This window comes from uncultured Campylobacter sp. (genome assembly GCF_937996225.1).
Taxonomy (GTDB): Bacteria; Campylobacterota; Campylobacteria; order Campylobacterales; family Campylobacteraceae; genus Campylobacter_B.
In genome coordinates this window covers 24245-45471 of the sequence record NZ_CALKTC010000034.1, presented here as the reverse complement: position 1 = coordinate 45471, position 21227 = coordinate 24245, and the positions used below count along the sequence as shown (strand labels likewise).

At 46.1% G+C, this 21227-nt stretch carries 17 protein-coding genes and 1 pseudogene; 1 reads left to right on the top strand and 17 read right to left on the bottom strand.

The genetic code is table 11. The annotated features are described in order from the left end of the window. The 17 genes and pseudogenes from asnB to yajC form a co-directional block, all read right to left on the bottom strand. Positions 1–1836 (bottom strand): asparagine synthase (glutamine-hydrolyzing) (asnB, locus tag Q0174_RS04660; RefSeq protein ID WP_298041924.1); only part of this gene is annotated, 1836 nt, incomplete at its 3' end. A gap of 15 nt (positions 1837–1851) precedes the next feature. Beyond that, on the bottom strand, positions 1852–3981 hold the full coding sequence (locus Q0174_RS04655) for a bi-domain-containing oxidoreductase (protein ID WP_298041923.1): 2130 nt from the start codon (positions 3979–3981) through the stop codon (positions 1852–1854). A gap of 20 nt (positions 3982–4001) precedes the next feature. Next, positions 4002–5201 carry a UDP-N-acetyl-D-mannosamine dehydrogenase gene (gene wecC, locus Q0174_RS04650; protein WP_298041922.1) on the bottom strand — a complete coding sequence of 400 codons (1200 nt, stop codon included), beginning with the start codon at positions 5199–5201 and terminating at the stop codon, positions 4002–4004. Then, positions 5198–6334, bottom strand: coding sequence for a UDP-N-acetylglucosamine 2-epimerase (non-hydrolyzing) (gene wecB / locus Q0174_RS04645; RefSeq protein WP_298041920.1), 1137 nt, complete (start codon positions 6332–6334; stop codon positions 5198–5200). The genes wecC and wecB overlap by 4 nt, the downstream gene beginning before the upstream one ends. Positions 6335–6484: 150 nt before the next feature. Further along, positions 6485–7183, bottom strand: a complete 699-nt coding sequence (locus tag Q0174_RS04640) for a 3-methyladenine DNA glycosylase (protein WP_298041918.1) — start codon at positions 7181–7183, stop codon at positions 6485–6487. Further along, positions 7180–7302 (bottom strand): hypothetical protein, encoded by a 123-nt coding sequence (locus Q0174_RS04635; RefSeq protein ID WP_298041917.1) that lies wholly within the window; start codon positions 7300–7302, stop codon positions 7180–7182. The genes Q0174_RS04640 and Q0174_RS04635 overlap by 4 nt, the downstream gene beginning before the upstream one ends. Continuing rightward, positions 7299–8282 (bottom strand): ATP-binding protein, encoded by a 984-nt coding sequence (locus Q0174_RS04630; protein ID WP_298041915.1) that lies wholly within the window; start codon positions 8280–8282, stop codon positions 7299–7301. Before Q0174_RS04630 ends, Q0174_RS04635 begins: the two co-directional genes overlap by 4 nt. After that, positions 8266–11226: a DEAD/DEAH box helicase gene (locus Q0174_RS04625; protein ID WP_298041914.1), complete on the bottom strand. Its 2961-nt coding sequence runs from the start codon at positions 11224–11226 to the stop codon at positions 8266–8268. The genes Q0174_RS04630 and Q0174_RS04625 overlap by 17 nt, the downstream gene beginning before the upstream one ends. Further along, complete coding sequence (locus Q0174_RS04620; RefSeq protein ID WP_005872272.1) at positions 11226–12119, bottom strand: M23 family metallopeptidase; 894 nt, start codon at positions 12117–12119, stop codon at positions 11226–11228. Before Q0174_RS04620 ends, Q0174_RS04625 begins: the two co-directional genes overlap by 1 nt. After that, positions 12112–13296 (bottom strand): bifunctional folylpolyglutamate synthase/dihydrofolate synthase, encoded by a 1185-nt coding sequence (locus tag Q0174_RS04615; RefSeq protein WP_366112542.1) that lies wholly within the window; start codon positions 13294–13296, stop codon positions 12112–12114. Before Q0174_RS04615 ends, Q0174_RS04620 begins: the two co-directional genes overlap by 8 nt. 210 nt (positions 13297–13506) lie before the next feature. Next, positions 13507–13680: pseudogene (locus tag Q0174_RS10985) on the bottom strand (bifunctional folylpolyglutamate synthase/dihydrofolate synthase); the annotation flags it as partial. Positions 13681–13717: 37 nt separating this feature from the next. Then, a complete protein-coding gene (gene lptE, locus Q0174_RS04610; protein ID WP_298041910.1) occupies positions 13718–14257 on the bottom strand; it encodes an LPS assembly lipoprotein LptE in 540 nt (179 codons plus the stop codon). 6 nt (positions 14258–14263) lie between these two features. Next, entirely contained in the window at positions 14264–16711 is a 2448-nt protein-coding gene (leuS, locus tag Q0174_RS04605) for a leucine--tRNA ligase (protein WP_298041908.1), read from the bottom strand. 9 nt (positions 16712–16720) lie between these two features. Next, the gene (locus Q0174_RS04600; protein ID WP_005872279.1) at positions 16721–17062 is read right to left on the bottom strand and encodes a DUF6394 family protein; all 342 of its coding nucleotides are present in this window, start codon (positions 17060–17062) and stop codon (positions 16721–16723) included. A 9-nt stretch (positions 17063–17071) separates the two neighbouring features. Continuing rightward, the gene (secF, locus tag Q0174_RS04595) at positions 17072–18040 is read right to left on the bottom strand and encodes a protein translocase subunit SecF (RefSeq protein ID WP_298041907.1); all 969 of its coding nucleotides are present in this window, start codon (positions 18038–18040) and stop codon (positions 17072–17074) included. Beyond that, entirely contained in the window at positions 18024–19628 is a 1605-nt protein-coding gene (gene secD / locus Q0174_RS04590; RefSeq protein WP_298041906.1) for a protein translocase subunit SecD, read from the bottom strand. Before secD ends, secF begins: the two co-directional genes overlap by 17 nt. Next, positions 19618–19890 carry a preprotein translocase subunit YajC gene (gene yajC / locus Q0174_RS04585; RefSeq protein ID WP_005872282.1) on the bottom strand — a complete coding sequence of 91 codons (273 nt, stop codon included), beginning with the start codon at positions 19888–19890 and terminating at the stop codon, positions 19618–19620. The genes secD and yajC overlap by 11 nt, the downstream gene beginning before the upstream one ends. Between yajC and Q0174_RS04580 the strand changes: the two genes are divergently transcribed. Continuing rightward, on the top strand, positions 19866–21209 hold the full coding sequence (locus Q0174_RS04580) for an apolipoprotein N-acyltransferase (protein ID WP_298041905.1): 1344 nt from the start codon (positions 19866–19868) through the stop codon (positions 21207–21209). The two genes, yajC and Q0174_RS04580, sit on opposite strands and share 25 nt — an antisense overlap. Positions 21210–21227: the final 18 nt, after the last annotated feature.

The window sequence follows — 21227 nt, the reverse complement described above, 5'->3', positions numbered from 1 at the left end:
AAAATTTATCTCCAGCCATTTTTCTAAAGCAAATAATATCCACATTTTATATCCTTGATTTTTATATTTAGTGTGGCTATCCAATAGCTTCTGCAAGAAAATTTTAGATATAAATTCATCTATCATAGCTTTTTTAAGCAATAATTCCTTTTGATACCATATAGGCATAATATTTTGTAAAAAAGGTGTTAAGAGCATGCCGAAACCGACTTTTAGCTGATTTAAAATATAGCTAGGAAGCTTATTTTTTGCTATTTCTTTTAAAATACTCTTGGCGCCATATTTCATCTTTGTATCGAACGATAGGCTAGAACTGTATTCAATAAGAAGATGATCCATAAAGGGGCTTCTTGCTTCTACGCTTTGAGACATCGTGGAATAGTCTATCTTCTGCAAGATAAGCTCGGGGAGTCGCATTTTATATTCAACATTAAGAATTTTTCTTAAAAAACTATCAGGCAAATCATCTCTTATTTCAGACATATAATTATGTAGAATTCTGTATGAATTAAAAGACTTATCGCTCAACCAAAAACTTCTCTTTTCAAATTCGGTAAAGCCGTGTATGTGGCGCCTAGAAATAATGTCATTATTATAGAAAATATCAAACTTTCTAGCAAATTTCTCTGGCAGGCTTTTAAACATAAAATTTAAATTCTTAAAATACTTCAAAATATTATATTCTTTATTTAATTTTTCATATATAGGATAACTGCCTATCTCATCGCCACCTTCGCCGACGATCATAACTTTAAGACTATTGCTTTTACTAAGCTTTGATAGGAAATACAGCAATGTGGAATTTACATCCCCGGTAGGGCTATCTATTTGCTTAGTCATATATTCTTTCGCCAACTCTTCAAAATCGTTGGCAGAAATAATGCTTTTAATAAATTTTACGCCAAGTTCTTTCGAAAATTTTTGCGCTATTTCTGATTCGTCATATATATCATCCGCATCATAACTTATGTTAATCGCATCTACCTTTCCGCCTTCTTTACTTGAATAAAACAAATTTAAAGAGCTATCTATACCGCCGCTAAGCGCTACAGCTATATCGACGTCTGCTATATTTCTATATTTCATTGATTTTACAAGCAGATCTTCAGTTTTTTCGGTAGCCTGCAAAAAATTATCCGCGTTATATACATTAATAAAATCCGCAATATTCCAATACTTTACTTTTTCTATTTTATTCTTTGTAATTCTTAAATAATGACCACATTCTAATTTATAAATATTAGCGAAAAAAGTATCAGGAGCATTGGTTGTTAAAAATGTCAGATAATTATATATCGCCTCCTCATTAATACGCTTCTCAACTACGCCCGCCTTAAAAAACGCATGAATTTCTGAAGAAAAATATAGAGCATTATTGCTCATAGTAAAAAACAACGGCTTTTTGCCCATCCTGTCTCTAATAAGAATAGTTTCCATTTTTACTTTATCGTATAAGGCAATAGCAAAAAAACCGTTAAAATATTTTATGCATTCTAGCCCCCACTCTTTATAAGCATATAAAATAGTCTCGGTGTCAGAGTGATTCGTTTTAAAATTATATTTTGATTTTAATTTCTCTCTAATCTCTAAATGGTTATAAATTTCACCGTTAAAAATCAAAACTAAAGTATTTTCGTCATCGCTCATCGGCTGATTAGCTGCAGCGGATAGATCTAGTATAGATAATCTTCTGTGTCCAAATGCAACATTTTCATCAAAGTAAAAGCCTTCGCTGTCAGGCCCTCGATGTATTATTGCGCTTGACATATTTTTTATATCATCAATATCTTTCTGTGTTATTCCTTTGTAAGAGACCTTACCGACTATTCCGCACATTATTTTGATCCGAATTTACAATATAAAGCTTATCTCCGTCGTCTGCACCATATCCCAAAGCTCTATCGGCCAGCCTTTTTTGCTTCCTTTTAGAGCCTCAAATAGTGCCTCAAGCTCTTCTGGCTGTCCCTTTTGACTCACGTTTGTTGAAATTTCTTTCAGTCCCACTCCGTATCCTTTTAGGCTTTTATAATCGTCCAAAACGATGCTCTTGCCGTCAAAGTGAATCTCCATAAACTCCTTACTTAGCTCCTTGCTGCCGTTTGCGAAATACTCGATATTTGCCACCGAACCGTCTTTGTATTTTAAGACGATGGATTTGTTATCCTCGGAGCTATATTTTTCATTGCTCGGCGTGATAGCCTGCGAAAATACGCTCTGTATCTCGCTGCCCGTTAGCGCCGTCATCAAATCTATTATGTGGCATGCTTCGCCTACCATTCTGCCGCCGTTTTCATGCACCCAATGATCCATCGGTATGTAGCCCGCGTTCATTCTATATCTGATTATCATCGGATTTATTCTAGCGCTCGTGTGCTTTTTTATCTCCTGCGCATAGGCGCTAAATCGCCTGTTAAATCCCACGAATAAAAGGGGCTTGTCGCCTCCCCCTTCGTAAAATTTCTTTATCTTTTCAAGCTCCTCTTTGTTTGTCGCAAGCGGCTTTTCTACAAATACGTTTTTGCCCGCTTCAAGCGCCTTTAAAGTAAGCTCCGCATGGCTATCGTGCCTTGTGGAGATGATCACAAGATCGACATGTTTATCATTTAAAATATCGTCTAAATTTGAAGTAGCGTAATTCGCTCCATATTGCTGCGCCACCGCCTTTGCTTTATGTCCGCTTCGGTTCATGATCGCGTAAATTTTATATTTATCCGTAAGCTTTGAGATATTAGGCAGGTGCATACCGGTGGCAAATCCGCCGACTCCGACGAATGCGACGTTTATCACATCCCTGTTTACTGGCGCAGAGCTTATGATGATTTTTTTATCGTGATTTAAATAGCTATCAAGCTCGGTTAAATTTGCCTCGCCGTAGTAAAGTAAAACCATAAGCGGCTTATTCTGCGAAGTCTGTAGCGACTCAAACGCCTCCGTTACCTGCTCGATAGGGTATTTTGCGTCTATGAGCTTATCCAGCTTTATCAAATTTTCATTTACCAGCCTTAGATACTCGCTCATATTTCGATTTTCAGTCCATCTTACATAGCTAAACGGATAATCGAGCCCCTGCTCTTCGTAGCTCTTGTCGTAGCGACCGGGGCCATAGGATGTGGAGATGAGGAAATCAAGCTCCTTTTTATACATATCCTCTCTATTGATCTGCATGCCGGCAACGCCTACAAGCACCACTCTGCCCTTTTTCTTGCACATCTGAAAGCTTTGCGACAGCGGCTCGCTACTGCTCGTAGCAGCGGTAAATAGCACTCCATCAGCGCCGTATCCGCCGCTCCAAGATGAAACGACATCCAGCAAATCGTCTCTTGACGGGTTTATAACAAGCTCGGCGCCGCACTCTTTAGCTATCTGCAAGCGCCTATCGTCAAAATCGCTAACCGCAACCCTCACGCCTGAAATTTTAAGCATCTGCACCGCAAGAAGCCCTAAGATCCCAGCTCCCACGACTACGCAGGTCTCACCCAGCCTTAGATCAATCCGCCTAACGCCCTGCATCGCTATGCCGCCGAGCGTCACGGTGCAAGCCCGCTCAAAGTCCATATCCTGCGGCATTTTCATAACTAAATTTTTAGGCACGTCTACGTATTCTGCGTGGTTTGCAAGCCCTGCACCAGCTGCGGCGACGCGCTCTCCAATTTCAAAATTTGAAACGCCCTCTCCGACCGCTATGACGACGCCGCTAAGCGAATAGCCGGTCGGGCTTCCGCTATCAAGCTTGCCCTTTACCTTAGCATAGGCGTTTGCGATGCCGTCTGATTTTATCATATTGATGACTTTTTTTACGTTCTCTGGCTGCTCCAAGGCCCTTCTGATCAGGCTCTTTCCACTATTTGATACGCCGCTTATCTCGGTGCCCGCCGATATGCAGCTATTTACTACTTTTATAAGAACGCATCCCTTTGAAACGCTTGGAGCAGGGATCTGCTCTGCCAAAACCTTACCTTTTTTAACTATTGCTTGTATCATTAACCATACCTTGAAAAATATTAAATATTAGTATTTCGCACGCCGCAAAAATCCAAAACTTCTTTTTCTATTTTCAGCCCTTTAAATTCCTTATGCCCGACTAAAAATACGATAATATCCGAAATTTCAATAGCCTTTTTATAATCCACTATCTCAAAATCTTTGTGAGCCTTGATATTAGGCTCTACAGCGATCACATCGACGCCGTCTGCGATCAGGCGTCTGGTTATATTTAGCGCAGGCGACTCCCGCAAATCGTCGATGTCGGGCTTAAAAGTAAGCCCCATGCACGCTACTTTTGGCTTTCTGCCGTTTTGCAGCTCAAATTTCAAAGCGGCGTTTTTGATTTTTTCAATACACCACTCGGCTTTGTGATCATTGACCTCTCTTGCGGATTTGATCAGCCTCGCTTCGTAGCCGCCCGCATGGACGATAAACCACGGATCGACCGCTATGCAGTGCCCACCTACACCGCAGCCCGGACTTAAAATATTAACTCGCGGATGACGGTTTGCTAGCGAGATAAGCTCCCAGACGTTAATGCCGAATTTATCGCATAAAATGCTAAGTTCGTTTGCAAAGGCTATGTTTACGTCGCGGAAAGAATTCTCTGTAAGCTTTGACATCTCTGCAGTTTTTGAGTCAGTCTGTAAAACTTCGCCTTCTACGAATTCTGTGTAAAATTCTGCTATTTTTTTAGTAGCAATTTTTGCAGTTCCGCCCACGATCCTATCGTTTTGGGTGAGTTCTTTCAAAATTTTACCGGGCAAAACTCTCTCAGGGCAATGAGCGATATAAATTTTAGAAATATCAACACCGCCATTTTTTAAAATTTCACCTATCTTTTCGGTAGTACCTACCGGCGAAGTAGATTCTAAAACGACCATATTATCGTCTTTTACGTATGGTATTATAGATTTTGCCGCACTTATGACATAATCGATATTTGGCACGTATCCGTCTCGAAACGGCGTCGGAACAGCTATGATAAAAACGTCTGCAAAATCAGGCTTAACGTCTGCTTTTAAATTTCCGCTCTGCACTGCTTTTTTAACAAATACATCAAGTTCCGGCTCGACGATATGAATTTTGCCCTCATTGATCGTATCTACGACGCTTTGCACTACATCAACGCCGTGGATTTTATAGCCCCTATTTGCCAAAAGCGCCGCCGTCGGCAACCCTATATACCCAAGACCTAAGATGCAAACTTTTTTCATAATATTCCTTTTAAAAATTCCAGTATTTTTTTACAAGCTTTACCGTCGCCATACGGACTTACACTTTTACTCATTTTATCATATTCATCTTTTAAATTTAATAATTTTTGCACCTCTTTTATGATATTTTCGCGCTTGGTGCCGATAAGCTTAACGCATCCTGCCCTTATCCCCTCAGGTCTTTCGGTAGTTTCTCTGATAACTAAAACGGGCTTGCATAGGCTCGGCGCCTCCTCCTGGATGCCGCCGCTATCTGTTACTATCATATATGACTTGCTCATAAGATAGACAAAACTATCATACTCTAGCGGATCGATTAAAAATATATTCGAAATGCCCGATAAAATTTCTCCCACAGGCTTTCTTACATTTGGATTTAGATGCACAGGATAAACAATGTCGATATTTTCATTTTTTAGCGCTATTTCACGTAAAGCCTCACAAATATTAACAAAGCCTTCTCCGAAATTCTCTCGTCTGTGTCCTGTAACGAGAATAAATTTTCTATCACTAAACTTATATTTGGAATTTATAAAGGATAAAATTTTATTTTTTAGCAGCTCGTTGTTTTCGATTTTATCTATCGTCCACAAAAGTGCGTCTATGACGGTGTTGCCGCTAACGATTATATTTTTTGAATCTTTGCCTTCTTTTAATAGATTATCTCTTGCGTCGGCAGTCGGCGCGAAGTGATATTTAGCGATGAGCCCCGTCATCTGCCTATTTATCTCTTCAGGAAACGGCGAATAGATATCATGCGTCCTAAGTCCAGCTTCGACATGTGCCACGTCGATCTTTTGATAATACGCCGCTAAAGAAACGGCATAAGTAGTAGTAGTATCTCCATGCACAAACACGATGTCTGGGGTATATTCGCTAAATACATCGCGCATACCAAGCAAAACACCCGACGTAATATCGTACAGATCCTGCCCTTGCTTCATTAAATTTAGATCAAAATCAGGCTTGATCTCAAAAAATTCAAGCACCTGATCGAGCATCTGTCTGTGCTGCGCCGTAACGCAAACCTTCACTTCAAATTCCGCGTACTTTTGAAATTCCTTTATCAACAGAGCCATCTTAATGGCTTCCGGGCGCGTTCCAAATACTATCAAAATTTTTCTTTTCGTCATAAATTCCCCTAAATATCGGTTTTTTAACCAAATTTATCACCGTAATTTTAATTAAATTTTGCTATATCGGCGCTTAACAATACATAAATTCACCTATTTGTCGTTACTTGGATGGTATAGAATGTTCTTTCCTTCAAAGATGACTAAGATTTATTTTAAATTATCAAAAAATTCTATCGCAAAATCATCAAAAATTTTACCTTTCAAATGCGCTTTGCAAAATTCCACGATGAGTCCATGAAATAGTGCATATGCGCCGTTTTCGTTCTCCAGCTTATCTGCTTTTGCCGCCGCATCGCAGGGAAGATTAGCAGAATTTACAAGCTCATAGATCCGCTCAAATTCCAGCTCGCCGAGCCACGCGCTAAGCTCGTCGTAGCTTTCAAACTCATAGCCTAAAGCCTCAAGCAGCCGCGCCGAATAGCTATCCGCAACCATCACCGCACGCTCGCACGCGTAGCACAAGATCGCATCGCAGCTCTCCGCGCCGATCCCTTTGCGCGCTAGCAGCCACTCGCGGCTAACGCCTGATTTAAAGCTCTCAAAATCCCCAAAATCCGCGATTATCGCTTTGCAAAGCAAGCTTAGGCGCCTAGCTTTTTGATTATAAAATCCGCTTACTTTGATGATCTGCGCAAGCTCCGCTTCCTCTAGCCCGGCGATGCTTTCTAGGCTCAAAAGCCCCTTGCTACGCAAGTTTTGCAATGCTGCATCGGCATTGCGCCACGCTGTATTTTGGATCAAAATCGCCCCCACGACCACCTCAAAGCTTCCAAATGCGGGCCACCAGCGCAAATCCTTGATTTTCACGGCGCGAAAAAGCGCGATAAAAAGCTCGGTCGCGCTCATTTCGCGCCTCCGAAATTCCTGGCATCGTTTCTAAAATTTCGCGCGGCGGCGATTTTTTGCGTAAGCTCTAGCACGGCGATAAATTTTACGCCAAGTTTAAATTCGCGCGCCGTATTCATCTGCCGCCGCCCTTTAAATTTGCAAAAAATTCCTCGCCAAAGCTCAAGAAAAACTGCTTTGCCGCGCGGCCGCTGCGGCTTGCGCGAAGCATCGCAAACTCCCTCGCCTTTGCGTGCAGCGCGTCTAAATTTGCAGCAAAGCTCAGGCGAAATTCCGCCGCGCTCATGCCTTGCGCAGCCGCAAAATAGGCATCTACTATCCCTAAATACTCCCGCATGCTCCCGCCGTAAAAGCTTAGCTGCAACCCAAAGCGCTCGCTAAGGCTGATTCGCTCGTTCGCCGCATCGCTTAGGTGCAGCTCGCCGCGGCTTATCTGCGCGGCGTCGTTATCGCTTGCGCATTCGCCTACGATGTGGCGGCGGTTGGACGTCGCATACATCAGCACGTTGCGCGGCGCGCGCTCTAAGGATCCTTCTAGCAGCGGCTTAAGGTGCTTGTAGCCGCTCTCGCCGAGCTCAAAGCTCAAATCGTCGCAAAAAATGATAAATTTAAAGTTCGTTTCGCGGATCGCGTCGATTATATCCGCGAGATAACTCAGATCGTCTCTACCGATCTCGATGATCTTAAGGCCTTGCGGGATAAATTTAGAAAAAACCGCCTTCGCAAGGCTTGATTTGCCGCAACCGCTCTCGCCCCACAAAAGCGCGTGGTTGGCGCTTGCGCCGCGCAGGAAGGCGTCCGTGTTTTTTATAAGAGCCGATTTTTGGCTCTCTAGCCCCACAAGCGCGTCAAGATCGGTAAAATCGATGTCTCGGACGATCTTTAGCGCCTTTTTGCTCGCGCGAAAGACGGCGACCTGTACCGTGCGCCAATCAATCGCGCTAAAATCGCTGAAATAAATTTGTTCGCCGACGCTGCTCTGCGCGTTTTTTAGAACGGCTTGCGGCGCTAAATTTAAACCGCTTGCCGAGTCTAAATTTAGCCCTTCACTTCTACTTTTGCTCGCGCTTTTTTTGATATTTTCATCGCAAGTTCGCATTTCTTAGCTCCCTTCGCAGATAGATTAAAATTTCGCTTATCACGTCGTCATCATCGCACGTCTGCGCCTTTAATCGCACCTTATCGCCGTTTGCAAGAGTGATCAAGATATTTTCGTCCATGCTCGAAATCATGCGCAAGCCAAGCTTCGTGGCCAAAACCTTAATCATCATCACGTCGATGAATTGCTTGGTATAAACATCCGCGCGCCCGAAACGATCCTCGATCTCGCCGGAAATTTCAAGCACTTCGCTCGCCTCGGCGCACTTGCTAAGCCGCCTGTAAAGATCCAGGCGCAGGCGATCCTCTCTGATAAATTCCGAGTTCAAAAAGGCGTTTACCGAAATTTTGAGCTCCACGCTTGCAGCAGCGCTCTTTCTGTTTAGCAGCTTGCCGATTTCTTCTTCGAGCATCTTTAGATAAAGCGAGTAGCCGATCGCTTCGATATGCCCGCTCTGCGCCTCTCCGAGCAGGTTTCCGCCGCCGCGAATTTCAAGATCGTGATACGCCAGTACCGAGCCGCTACCCAAAAACGAGTTGCTCTCAAGCGCTACGAGCCGCTTTAGCGCGTCCTGCGTAAGAGCGGTTTTATCCTCGATCAAAAAGTAGCAAAAGCCCTGTTTGTTGCTGCGCCCGACGCGGCCGCGCAGCTGATGCAGATCGGCGATACCGAATTTATCAGCGTTTTCGACGATGATCGTATTTACGCGCGGCATATGAATGCCGCTTTCTACGATGCTGGTACAAAGCAGAAGATCGTATCCGCCCGCCACAAATTTTAAAATTTCATCCTCCGTAGTTTTAGCGTCAATCTTGGAGTGTAAAATTAGAATTTTAAGGCTCGGCAAAATTTCAAGCAGCTTCTTTTTGGCGCTTTGCATCGTCGCGATGTGGTTGTGGACGTAAAAGATCTGCCCGCCGCGTCGCAGCTCGCGCGAGATCGCCTCTTTTACGATCTTTTCGTCCCACTGCTTGACGAAGGTACGCACATCCAGGCGATCCTGCGGCGGGCTAAGCAGCGTGGAGTAGCTTTTAATCGAGCTTAGCGCCATATTTAGACTGCGCGGTATCGGCGTAGCGGACATACTAAGTAGGTGCGAGGCGGCGCTTTTCTCTTTGAGCCGCTCCTTTTGCTTAACGCCGAATTTATGCTCCTCATCGATGATTATAAGCCCTAAATTTGCGGGGTTTAAATTTAAAAGTGAGTGCGTGCCGACCACGACGATCGCCTCTCCGCTTTGTAGGCGCTTTGTAATCTCGCTCTTTTGCCTCGTGCTACTGAAGCGATCGAGCTTGAAAACGGGAATTTCAAACTCCCTAAAGCGCTCGCTAAGCGTAGCGTAATGCTGAGAGCTAAGCAGCGTCGTAGGCACGAAAAACAGCACCGAATGGCCGCTGCGGATGCAGGCAAAAATCGCATTCATCGCAACCTCGGTCTTTCCAAAGCCCACGTCGCCGCTAAGCAGGCGGTCCATTACCTTGCCACTTTGCAGATCCGCCAAAATCGCGCTCACCGCCTTTTGCTGATCGCTCGTATAGCTAAAGCCGCTTGCGCTTAGAAATTTCGCATAATCCGCGCTTTCGTTTTTGATGACGAGCCCTCGCACCAGCTCGCGCTTTGCCGCCAGCGCGATGATCTTTGAAGCGATCGCAAAGAGCTTTTCGCGCACTCGCTCTTTAATTTTTGAAAAGCTCGCCCTGCCCAGATGATCCAAGCTCACCGCGCCGCCGCTTGCGACGTAACGATCGATCTTATTTAGATACTCTACCGGCAGCAGCAGCTTGTCGCCGCCCTCGTAGAGTAGGGACACGAACTCCTTGCTGCGTCCCATCACCTCGATGAGCTCAAGCCCGTTAAATTTAGCGATACCGTGATCTTCGTGCACGACAAAATCGCCCACGTTTAGCTCATCCAGAGCTAGGCTCGATCTTCTTACGCGCTTTTTAGGCGCCGCTTTGTTTAGCGAAAGGATGATCCGCTCGGCGCTTATTAAATTTACGACGAAATCCTCGCGTAAAATTTCGATATTGCTAAATCCGCCAAGATCAAACGGCGCGAGCAGCGCGTCGTTTCGCGCAATCAGCGTGATAGCCTCGCTGCGGTGGAATTCAAAAAATTCCTGCGACGGCGTCACGGCAAGGTCTTTAAATTTACGCGCCGCGGGCAGCACCTCGATCGCGTCTAAAAAATCCAAATTGCGCTCGGAAAAAATTTCATCCTTTTTGATCTCGTGCAGCAAGACGCAATCAAACGCCTCTGTGTAATCTACGAAGCCCTCGATGAACCAAAACCCGAGCGAGCCCAGATCGCGCGCTAACGCGTCGCTATCCGCGCGCGATATCTTTTCGCTCACGCTCTCAAACTCGTCCTCGCTTAAATTTGCCAAAAACGGCGCTATCTCTGCTTGCGCAAGTTCATCTTTTTCGCTTTTTTGCGTAGCGACGTCAAATCGCCTGATGCTCTCGACCGTCTCGCCGTCGAGTAGAATTCTAACCGCGCTTTCGCTGCCTACCGAAAAAATATCGATGATCTCGCCACGGAAGCTAACCTCGCCCATGCTTTCGACGATGTCGCACACGTCGTATCCTAGGCGCAAAATTTCCTCTTTCAGCTCGCTTAAGTTTAACTCTTCGCCAAATTTTAAATTTAGCGGGCGCAGATGGCTTGCGGCGGGGAGTTTATTTAGGATCGTGCGGACGGGCGAGATTAAAATTTTTTTGCCGCTTGCTTTGTAAAACGCGCTAAGAGCGGTGCTGATACCTGCTAGCTCACCCATGTAGCTACGCAGATCCTCGCCAAAGCTCGCTCTAAAATCTGGCAGGCAAAAGGTCGCGTAGCCCATAAATTTTAGCACCTGTTCGCACGCCGCGGCTTCCTTTTCATCCTCGCAGATCAAAAGTTCTTTTTGGTTTTGCAAAAAGTATTCGTAAACCTCGGCTTGCATTATTTAAACCTTTCGATCTGGTGCTGCACGACGTTTGCGATCTCCTGCCACGATACGTTAGGCTCCAAGGTCGAGATATTTTTGAAATTTTGCGCGTTCCAGCTCATAAAATTTGCAGGATCGACGCTTTGAGCCAAAAACCTAACTTCGTAATGCAGGTGCGGGCCGGTGCTGTAGCCGGTGTTACCGCTATAGCCGATAAGATCGCCTTTTTTAACCCAAGAACCGGGCGTTACGACCGCAGAGCTAAGGTGGCCGTAGCGGGTCTCAAAACCGTAATTGTGCGATAGAATCACTAAAATTCCATATCCGCTGCCACTGCCGCCTGCAAACTGCACAAAGCCCTCTGCCGTCGCAAACACCGGAGTACCCTCGCTTGCTCGCAAGTCGATGCCGTGGTGCATCCTCATAACGCCGCTGATCGGATGAGTGCGCATCCCAAAAGGGCTAGTTACGCCGCGATACTGCATCGGAAGTCCATTAGGCACAGCGCTAAGAATCGCGCTCGCCGTTTTTTCGCTAGCTGCGATATGCGCGCCGGAGCCCTTTTTACGCTCCTTTTTCATCTCATTCATCGCAAGCATTACCTGGATATCACTATCCAGCCCGCCTCCATCGTCTTCGCGTCCGTCCAGCTTGGCAAGCACCTCCTCATTTTTGCCCTCAAGCGCGATATTTTGCTCTTTTAGCGCGAGATTTTCGGCGTATAGGGTTTTGTTTAGCTCTTTTAAATTTGAACGGTCGCTCGCGAGTTTAAATATCGCAAAAAACAAAACAAGCAGAAAAATTACGAAAAACGCAGATAAAATTTTAAGTTGAAATCTAAAATTCTCGCCAAAATACAGCGTCTTGGTGCCAAAGTGATCGCTTAGGGTAAGTTTAGTTTTAGCCACGGCGCGCCTCAAGCCATAAAATGAAATTTTCTACCAAATGAAACGAGCCAAAAACCAAATACTCCTCGTCCGCTCTAAGCTCGTCGCGAAACGACGAATGCGGAATTTTAAGCGCGTCAAGCGCGCGAGTTATCGCCTCTGCCGCCATTTCGCGATCCGCAACCTCGTAGTTAAAGATCTCCACGCGCTCTACCACGGGCGCTAAAGTCCGCAGCACAGCAGCTACGTCCTTATCGGCAAAGGCGTTGTAAATCAGCACGATCTTTCTGCCCCTGTAGATTTCGGTAATTTCACGGGCGACTTGCTGCGCCGCAAGCTCGTTGTGTCCAACATCCACGCGCAAATTCGGCGCCAAAACTTCCATCCTGCCGCGTAAATTTAGAGGCGGCAGCTGTGAAATTTCAAATTTCAAATTTAAAAATTTCATCGCGGCAAGCGCTAGAGCTAAATTTGAAATTTGAAATTTAGGCAGATTGTTGCGTGCGCAAAACTCCGCAATCTGCGCTTGCTCGCTCTTGCTTAAAAGCTCTGCTGCAAACCTCAAATGAGTTCCTTTTTGCTTTGCGATCTGCTGCGCGATACGAAGCGGAACCTCGCTCATCTCATCGCTTAAAATCGCTTCCTTATCCATCGTAATGAGCTTGGTGTGGGCGATCTGCTCTAGATTTTGTCCTAGCATGCCCAAATGATCGGTGCCGATCGGTGTAAAAAGCGACAGCGTGCGCCCGAAGCTCGACGTAGCGTCAAACTCGCCGCCCATTCCAGCCTCGATCACGCAGTAATCGCAATCCCTAAAAAGCACTGCCGCCGCCAGCGTGAGATACTCGAAATACGACAGGCTATCTTTAAACTCCGCGGGCAAGCTCTCTTGCAAAAACTCATGCGCGAAATCAAGCTCCTCATCCGTAGCATCGCGCCCTAGCGAAATGGGAAGCGAGCTTTGAGCGGATTTAAAATTTGATCTTAGCGGAGATTTAAAATTCTGCTTCGGCGAGAATTTTAAATTTTGCTCAGACGACGATTTGAGATCTTGCGAATTCCATAAATTTTGTGTAGAAGCAGAATTTTGCGTATCGATCGAATTTCGTGCGACAGAATTACGCTCGCTACAAAAATTTCGTGTGGTAGAAACGAAGCTTTGCAGGGCAGAATTCCGCTCACCATGCGAATTCTGCATGGCGGAATTTTGCAAATTAGAAATATAAATTTGTGAGGCGGAATTTTCTCTGTTCGCAAAATTTTGCATCTTTGCGGAATTTTGTTTTTCTGTAAAATTTGACGCCGAAGCGGAATTTCGCTCGTTTTTAAAATTTGAAGTGCCGGAATTTAACGCAAAAACTGGGATTTGCGCGATGCGTCCGCCTAGATAGATGCGCTCGTTGAGCCTAAAAACGTGCGGGCTGGTGTAGTGCCCGACGTTAAAGCCCGCTGCAGCGATCGCGTTAGCCAAAAATCGCCCGGTGCTGCCCTTGCCATTGGTGCCGATGATCTGAATGACGTTTTTGAGCGGAATTTTATCTTTAATGGCGGCATATGCCCGCGGAAAGCGCTCGTAGTCGATTTTTTTGTAATAAATCGGGCGATTTTGCAAAAATTCTTTAATGCTGCGCCCGCTCAAGTCTAAATCCCCTAATCGCAAGCGTCGAAATAAACTCGTCAAACGCCTGCGCGGAGGCATTTTCGATCGCCTTGTAGCGGTCCTTATCGCTAATGATCGAGCTCGTATCGTAGCTATTTTTGACTAGGCGGCTAACTTTAAAATCGTAATCGCCCACGCAATCCTTGCTGAAAACCTCGCCGTTTTTAAGCTTAGTGCTAAAATTTACGATGAGATTTGCGCGGTAGCTAGTGATGTAGCCGAACTGATCGTATGAAAGCTCGCTAAAGCTTAGGCTTTTTATGCTCGCTACTACAATCGTCTGCGCCGAGTTTTTATCCGAAAGGCTCATCCCTAGGCGCTGAACTATACCCTGCCTGATTGCATCTTTGATCGCGACGGTGTTTTGCGGATCAGTTTTGCTCATCATCACATCCACAAATACGCTTCCACTCATAGTCTCTTTCGCGATCCTTGAAACGGGCTTGTAGCCGCAGCCGATTAAAAAAATCAAACAAAAAACGGTTAAAGCTTTTCTCATCTTCGCCTACTTTATCACCAAATTTACAAGCTTGTTTTTGACATAAATTTCTTTTACGATGCTCTTGCCTTCTAGCCATTTGGCGCAGTTTTGTTTCGCAAGGCTTAAAATTTCGCCCTCGCTTAGGCCAGCGCTCGCCTCAAACTCGGCGCGCTTTTTGCCGTTAATCGTGACGGCAAGCTTGATAGTATCGCTTTCGAATACCTCTTCGCAAACTCTCAGCTCGCCGAAATTCCGTCTTTTAAACAGCCGCTCGCTAAGCTCGGCGCAGATGTGCGGCACGATAGGCTCGAGCAGGTTTAAAATCACAAAGTAACCCTCGGTGAATACGTCTTTGTTGCTCTGCGCGTTTAGGGCGTTTAGCGCCTCCATACACGCGGCGATTAGAGTATTAAAAGCAAAGCTGCTCTCATAAACCTGCTGTGATTTCTTAAGCGCCTCGTAAACTTTGAGGCGGGCATATTTTTCCTCTTTATTTAAAGCGGCGTGATCGATCTGCGGAATTTTATCAGTAGCGTAGGCGTTTTCGGCGCGATCGTATAGGCGGCTAAGAAATTTATATGCACCCTCTACCGCGCTGTCGTTCCACTCAAGCTCCTTTTGAGGCGGTGCGGCAAAAAGTATAAAAAGTCTCGCCGTATCGGCGCCGTAGGTCTCGATAATGTCGTCGGGATCGACGGTGTTGCCCTTGCTTTTGCTCATCTTCGCGCCGTCTTTTAGCACCATACCCTGAGTTAGCAGCCGCTCAAACGGCTCGCTATCGCGCAGATAGCCTATGTCGCGAAGAGCCTTTTGGAAAAATCTCGCATACAAAAGGTGCAAAATCGCATGCTCGATGCCGCCGATATATTGATCGACGTTCATCCAGTAATTCACGCTTTTCTCGTCAAACGCCCGCTGCTGCCACGTCCGTTCGTCGCTTGCGTAGCGCGCGAAATACCATGAGCTTTCAAAAAATGTATCGAGCGTGTCGGTCTCGCGCACCCCGTCGCCGCCGCATTTAGGGCATTTGCAAAACTTCCAGCTAGGATGCGCGTCGAGCGGATTACCCTTGCCGGTGATCTTGACGTCCTGCGGAAGCTCTACGGGCAGATTTGAAATTTCCTCGCTTACTAGCCCGCATTTTGGGCAGTGGATCATCGGGATCGGCGCGCCCCAGTAGCGCTGGCGGCTCACTCCCCAATCGCGCAATTTAAAATTTACCACGCGGCGTCCGAGCTTTAACTCCTCAAATTTTGAGATGACGGCGCTTTTTGCCTTCTCGCTATCCATGCCGCTAAACTCTTCGGAATTTACCAAAACTCCGCTCTCTACGTAGGCTTTGCTAGCGTCGTAATCACCGCTTTTTGGAGCGATGCTTTGAACGATCGGCAGGTTAAATTTCTTTGCAAACTCGAAGTCCCTCTCATCGTGCGCAGGCACAGCCATAACCGCACCACCGCCGTATTCTGCTAGGACGAAATTTGCGATCCAAACGGGGATTTTTTTGCCGCTTAGCGGATGAAGCACGCTGATCCCGAGGCTCACGCCGTCTTTATCGCTTGCTTGACGCTCACGCGGGCTTTGATTTAAAATTTCTCTCACCTTCGCCGCAGCTTTGGCGTCAAGTAAATTATTATCAAAAAGTCTCTTTACGACCTCGTGTTCCGGCGCAAGCGCCGCGTAGCTCATACCGTAAATCGTATCGGGGCGCGTCGTAAAGACCTTAAAGCCCTCGATGCCGCCAAGTTTGGCGCTGCTTTGCTCGTCAAATTTAAAGCTAAATTCTAAACCCTCGCTGCGCCCGATCCAGTTTTCCTGCATCGTAAGCACCTGAGCGGGCCACTTGCCCTCAAGCTGCTTTAGGCAATCCAAAAGCTCCTGCGCGTAAGCGGTGATTTTTAGATAATATCCAGGCATCTGCTTTTGCACGACCTCGTTGCCGCAGCGCCAGCACCTGCCCTCCTCGACCTGCTCGTTAGCAAGCACCGTCTGATCGTGTTCGCACCAATTTACCACGGCGCTTTTTCTATAGATAAGCCCTTTTTCAAAAAGTTTGATGAAAAATTCCTGCTCCCAGCGCGTATAAAGCGGATCGGAGGTAGCGAGCATACGGCGAGCCGAAAAGCTAAAGCCAAGGCGGTGCAGCTCCTTTTTCATATAATCGATATTTTCGTAGGTCCAAGTTTTAGGGTGAATGCCGTGTTTGATCGCCGCATTTTCCGCAGGCATACCGAAGCTGTCAAAGCCGATCGGCTGAAGCACGTTGTATCCGCGCAGCCTATAATAGCGACTCAGCGCGTCGCCGATGCTGTAGTTTCGCACATGCCCCATGTGAATGCGGCCGCTTGGGTAGGGAAACATCGAAAGGATATATTTTTTAGGCAGGCTATAATCGTCCTTAGGCTCGAAAACTCCCTCTTCATCCCAAATTTTCTGCCATTTAAGCTCAATACTTTTACTATCGTAAGGCATTTTGCGCTCCTAGAATTCGTCTTTAGTTTTTGCCGACTCAATCGCTATTAAAATTAGCGAGAAAAAGTTTGCAAGTAGCGCGCCGATCGCAAGCGAGGTCACGATCGACAAATCTCCCGGCGCTACTACAATCAAAACGAACGCCGGTATGAGATGCAGATCCGCTACGAGCGAGCTTGCAAAAAGCTCGGCTGCTAGCATATTTCGCACGCCTACCTTCAAAAGCGTCGAGACTGCATTCACGCTGGTTGCTATGAAAAGTAAAATTTCATTCTTCTCATACAAAAACCCGCCTATCGTAGTCATACTCATCAGCGCAAAAAATATGTAAATTACCCTTCCCCAGTTCATCTTTCATCCTTACACCGTGCCTTTTTCATACATGGCGCGATTCTTTTCTTTCTCTTTGATACGGCGCTGTTTTTCAGCCAAAAATGCGCGGTATTTCTCGACATTAAATTTAAACAAAATCAGCATCGGAGCAGCTACAAATACGGAGCTGAATGTTCCTGCTATGACGCCTATTAGCATCACGAAGCTAAAGCCGTGGATCATCTCGCCGCCCCAGACGAATAAAATCACGATGACGATGAGAGTCGTAAGCGAAGTAAGCAACGTGCGCGATAGCGTATGAGAGATCGATTCGTTTATAACCTCTTCAAGCTTAATCGATTTACTATCTTTTACACCCTCTCGAATTCTATCGAAAACAACGATAGTATCGTTAAGCGAGTAGCCCATTATAGTTAGCAGTGCGGCTAGAATTTCAAGGTTGAAATCCACGCCAGCTAAAATCATCGCACCTACGGCAACTACGACGTCGTGCAGATCCGATAGTACGGCTGCAATCGCAAATCTCCACTCAAACCGCAGGGTGATATAAACCAAAATGAGCGCAAACGACACACATACCGCTAAAATTCCGTTTGTGCGAAGCTCTTCGCCGACTTTAGGACCTACGATATCGACCTTGCGAATGTCGAAGTTTCCGCTGCCTTGCAAAATTTTTTGCGCCGCTAAAGCGGGATTATCACCCAGTTCGCTCGCAGCACCTGAATATCTAATCGTGACCTCTTGATCGCTACCGAATTCCGTAACGTTGATATTGCCTAAATTTGCCGCTTCGAAGCGCTTTCTGATCTCATCAAGCGGTGCTTTGGAGTCGTATTTAACCTGAATGAGCGTACCGCCGCTAAAATCGATGCCGTAATTAATGCCCTTAATGAAAAACAGCGCAATAGAGCCTATTATCAAAACAGCAGAAAGCGCAAAGGTAAAATATCTAAATTTCATAAAATCATAAATTTTGCCCTTATCGAACACTTGCATTTGCGCCTCCTCTTACTTTATAACCGAGCCAAAGCGCGGTATTTTTGCTCTTTTCCATCTTATCCATTACTAACTCAAACATTCCGTGAGTGCCTAAAATAGCCGTTATCATCGACGCTACGATACCGATGCTCATCGTGACGGCAAAGCCCTTCACTGGACCCGTGCCGTAAGCATAAAGCGCAGCAGAAGTAATTAGCGTAGTGATATTTGAATCCACGATCGCGCTCATCGCATTTTCATAGCCTTTATTTATACTTTGGCGGATCGAAACTCCCGTCCTTAGCACCTCTCTAACGCGTTCATTAATGATGACGTTCGCATCTACCGCCATTCCGATAGTTAGTACGATTCCAGCCATTCCAGGAAGCGTTAACGTTGCACCAAAAAGCGCCATACAAGCGATCAGAAATAAAATATTGACTACAAGCGCGATGTCGGCAAAAAGCCCCGCTACGCCATAGTATAAAATCATAAAGATTAAAATCGCAACTGCCGCAAGGCTAAGCGCTGCCATACTTTTATCGATACTATCCTGTCCGAGGCTAGGACCGATGCTGCGCGTTTCTGAGACTTTGACCGGAGCCAAAAGCGCGCCGCTTCTAAGCGCGATCGCTACGTCATGCGCCTCCTCGACGCTAAATCCGCCGCTGATCTGACCGCTGCCGCCGCCGATACGCTCGTTTATGCGCGGCGCGGAATAAACCTTACCGTCAAGCACGATAGCTAGACGTTTGCCGACATTTTTACCGGTAAAATCGCCGAAAATTTGAGCGCCTTGGGAGTTCAGCGTAAAATTTATAACGGGCTGATTGGTGTGCTGATCGAAAGCTACCTTCGCATCAACTAACATCGCGCCGTCTAGCACCGGAATTTCGTTTATGAGATACTTGTAATTCGGATTTTTAACGTCCGGGTAGATCACGTCTCCGTAAGCTCTGGCATCCGCTGCGCTGATAGTCTGCGCGCGGTCTTGGCGCACATCGTCCACCGCCATAAGCTGCAAGTGAGCTGCTTTGGCGATCAGATCTTTGGCGCGTTGCTCATCCGCTGCACTTTTGACGCCCGGAAGCTCAACCAAAATATAACTCTCGCCCTGCTTTGCTACCGTTGGCTCCGCAAGTCCGAATTGATCCAAGCGGTTTCGGATAGTCTCGACGGCCTGTTCGATCGCGTATTTTTTAGTCGCTTCGACCTCCTCAGGCGTTAGCGTGACGCGGTATTTTTCGCCAGATTTTTGAATGTCTAATCCGCTTGCGGCGCTATGCAAAATCGCATCAAATTTAGAAGCCTCATCTGCGTCTAAAATTTCAAACTCGAACGAATCGCCTTCCAATTTTAGCCCGTCCATCAGCAGATCATCGCGTTTGGCGGCGTAATTGACGCTCGCGGCGATCGATTTGATCTTTGAAACGACCGCTTCGTCGCTTTGAACCTCAAGCAGCATATGCAAGCCGCCTTGAAGATCCAAACCCAAGTTTATCTTGCTTCCCTTTTCGGTCTGAAAGATCGAAGGCGCGGCAAAAATCGCCGAAAAAATAACCGCAGCCAAAAAGATCAGCAGGCGGTATGAAATTTTACTGCTCATCTAATTTTCTTGCCACGAATTGTTTATCTAGCTCAACCATGACCTCATCGTTAAGCTTAACTGTGATAAAATCATTGTTTGTTTTCACGACCGTGCATTTTATGCCACCGCTAGTTATGATCTTATCGCCTTTGCCGAGCGCATCGACCATCGCTTTATGATCCTTGGCCTGCTTTTGCTGCGGTCTGATAATCAAAAAATACATAATCGCAAAGATTACGACGATAGGCAGGATTGATGCAAAGAAATTTCCTTGTTCCATGTGTTTCCTTCATTAGAAATTTAAAAAGTAGCTATTTTACATTAAGTTACATAAATAAAGGCTTTGTTCTTGCCCTTGCGCTTTCAAATTTTATTTTCGTAGAAATTTTAAGCTCTAAATTTGACGGCTTAATCGCCTTGGCGGCGGAATTTTTCTCGCCTCTAATTGCGATAGCGGCACTTTTTTATCTGCTAAAAGCAAGCAAGGCGGAGTGGTTTTGGTGCGGATTTTTTATCGGCGCGCTGTGGATGCACTGGATCAGTTTCAGCCTGATCTATTTCGATCTTGCGTTTTTGATCCCGATTGAAATTCTTGGAATTTGCCTCGTTTATGCCTTTATTTTCCGCATCTTTGCAATATTTGACGCGCCAGTTTTGCGCGCCGTGTGCCTTTTGACTCTAAAATTTATCCATCCTTTCGGCTTTGATTGGCTAAATTTTGAACTACTGCTAAGCCATGGAATTTTTAGAGCCGATCTTAGCGCGCTGGCTCTGATTTTAGCGGGACTTTGCGCGGTTTTGTATCTACGTGGGCGCGGCGCCCGGGCTAAGCTTAACGCCGCGATCTTTGCGGTATTTTTGATCTGCGCGCTGCAATTCAGCCAAAAAGAGCCCGAACCGCTACCGATTAAAATTTTACTTGCAAATACCGATATTTCGCAGCATGACATCTGGGCGAAGGATAAAATTTTATCCGCCGCGTTGGCAAATTTAGCCCGCATCGATGATGCGATCGCAGCGGGGCAGGATGCGATAATTTTGCCCGAGAGCGCCTTTGCGATGCCGCTAAATTTAGAAAACGTACTAGTTGAAGCTCTAAAGGAAAAATCGCGCGCAATTACGATTGTAGCGGGCGCGGAAGCGTATGAGAACGGGAAATTTTACAACAGCGCCTATCTTTTTGCAAACGGGGAAATGAAGCGCTTTGATAAGCACATTTTGGTACCGTTTGGCGAAATGGTGCCGCTGCCGGAATTTGCGCGAAATTTCATCAACCGCGTGCTGCTAGGCGGCGCGACCGATTTTTCCACAGCTAGCGGCTTTAGCGACTACGAGCTTGGCGGGCGAAGCATAAGAAGCGCCGTTTGCTACGAGGCTACGCGCGCAGAGCTTTACGAAGGCTCGCCCAAATACGTCGTAGCGATCAGCAATAACGGCTGGTTCGTGCCGAGCTACGAACCCTATTTGCAGCGCCTCATAATCCGCTACTACGCGAGCTTGCACGGTACATTGATCTATCACGCCGTAAACGGCAGCGCTAGCGAGATAATCGCTCCGAAAAAGATCTGGATAAACCGCCTTAAAGATCATCTAAAATAGCCTAAAAAGTTATTTTTA

What these genes read in the sequence shown, in the direction of transcription:
- Q0174_RS04655 (WP_298041923.1), bottom strand. Translation starts at nt 3,981, where the DNA reads ATGATACAAGCAATAGTTAAAAAAGGTAAGGTTTTGGCAGAGCAGATC.
- wecC (WP_298041922.1), bottom strand. Translation starts at nt 5,201, where the DNA reads ATGAAAAAAGTTTGCATCTTAGGTCTTGGGTATATAGGGTTGCCGACG.
- wecB (WP_298041920.1), bottom strand. Translation starts at nt 6,334, where the DNA reads ATGACGAAAAGAAAAATTTTGATAGTATTTGGAACGCGCCCGGAAGCC.
- Q0174_RS04640 (WP_298041918.1), bottom strand. Translation starts at nt 7,183, where the DNA reads ATGAGCGCGACCGAGCTTTTTATCGCGCTTTTTCGCGCCGTGAAAATC.
- Q0174_RS04635 (WP_298041917.1), bottom strand. Translation starts at nt 7,302, where the DNA reads ATGAATACGGCGCGCGAATTTAAACTTGGCGTAAAATTTATCGCCGTG.
- Q0174_RS04630 (WP_298041915.1), bottom strand. Translation starts at nt 8,282, where the DNA reads ATGCGAACTTGCGATGAAAATATCAAAAAAAGCGCGAGCAAAAGTAGA.
- Q0174_RS04625 (WP_298041914.1), bottom strand. Translation starts at nt 11,226, where the DNA reads ATGCAAGCCGAGGTTTACGAATACTTTTTGCAAAACCAAAAAGAACTT.
- Q0174_RS04615 (WP_366112542.1), bottom strand. Translation starts at nt 13,296, where the DNA reads ATGCAGAATTCGCATGGTGAGCGGAATTCTGCCCTGCAAAGCTTCGTT.
- lptE (WP_298041910.1), bottom strand. Translation starts at nt 14,257, where the DNA reads ATGAGAAAAGCTTTAACCGTTTTTTGTTTGATTTTTTTAATCGGCTGC.
- leuS (WP_298041908.1), bottom strand. Translation starts at nt 16,711, where the DNA reads ATGCCTTACGATAGTAAAAGTATTGAGCTTAAATGGCAGAAAATTTGG.
- Q0174_RS04600 (WP_005872279.1), bottom strand. Translation starts at nt 17,062, where the DNA reads ATGAACTGGGGAAGGGTAATTTACATATTTTTTGCGCTGATGAGTATG.
- secF (WP_298041907.1), bottom strand. Translation starts at nt 18,040, where the DNA reads ATGCAAGTGTTCGATAAGGGCAAAATTTATGATTTTATGAAATTTAGA.
- secD (WP_298041906.1), bottom strand. Translation starts at nt 19,628, where the DNA reads ATGAGCAGTAAAATTTCATACCGCCTGCTGATCTTTTTGGCTGCGGTT.
- Q0174_RS04580 (WP_298041905.1), top strand. Translation starts at nt 19,866, where the DNA reads ATGCAAAGAAATTTCCTTGTTCCATGTGTTTCCTTCATTAGAAATTTA.
- yajC (WP_005872282.1), bottom strand. Translation starts at nt 19,890, where the DNA reads ATGGAACAAGGAAATTTCTTTGCATCAATCCTGCCTATCGTCGTAATC.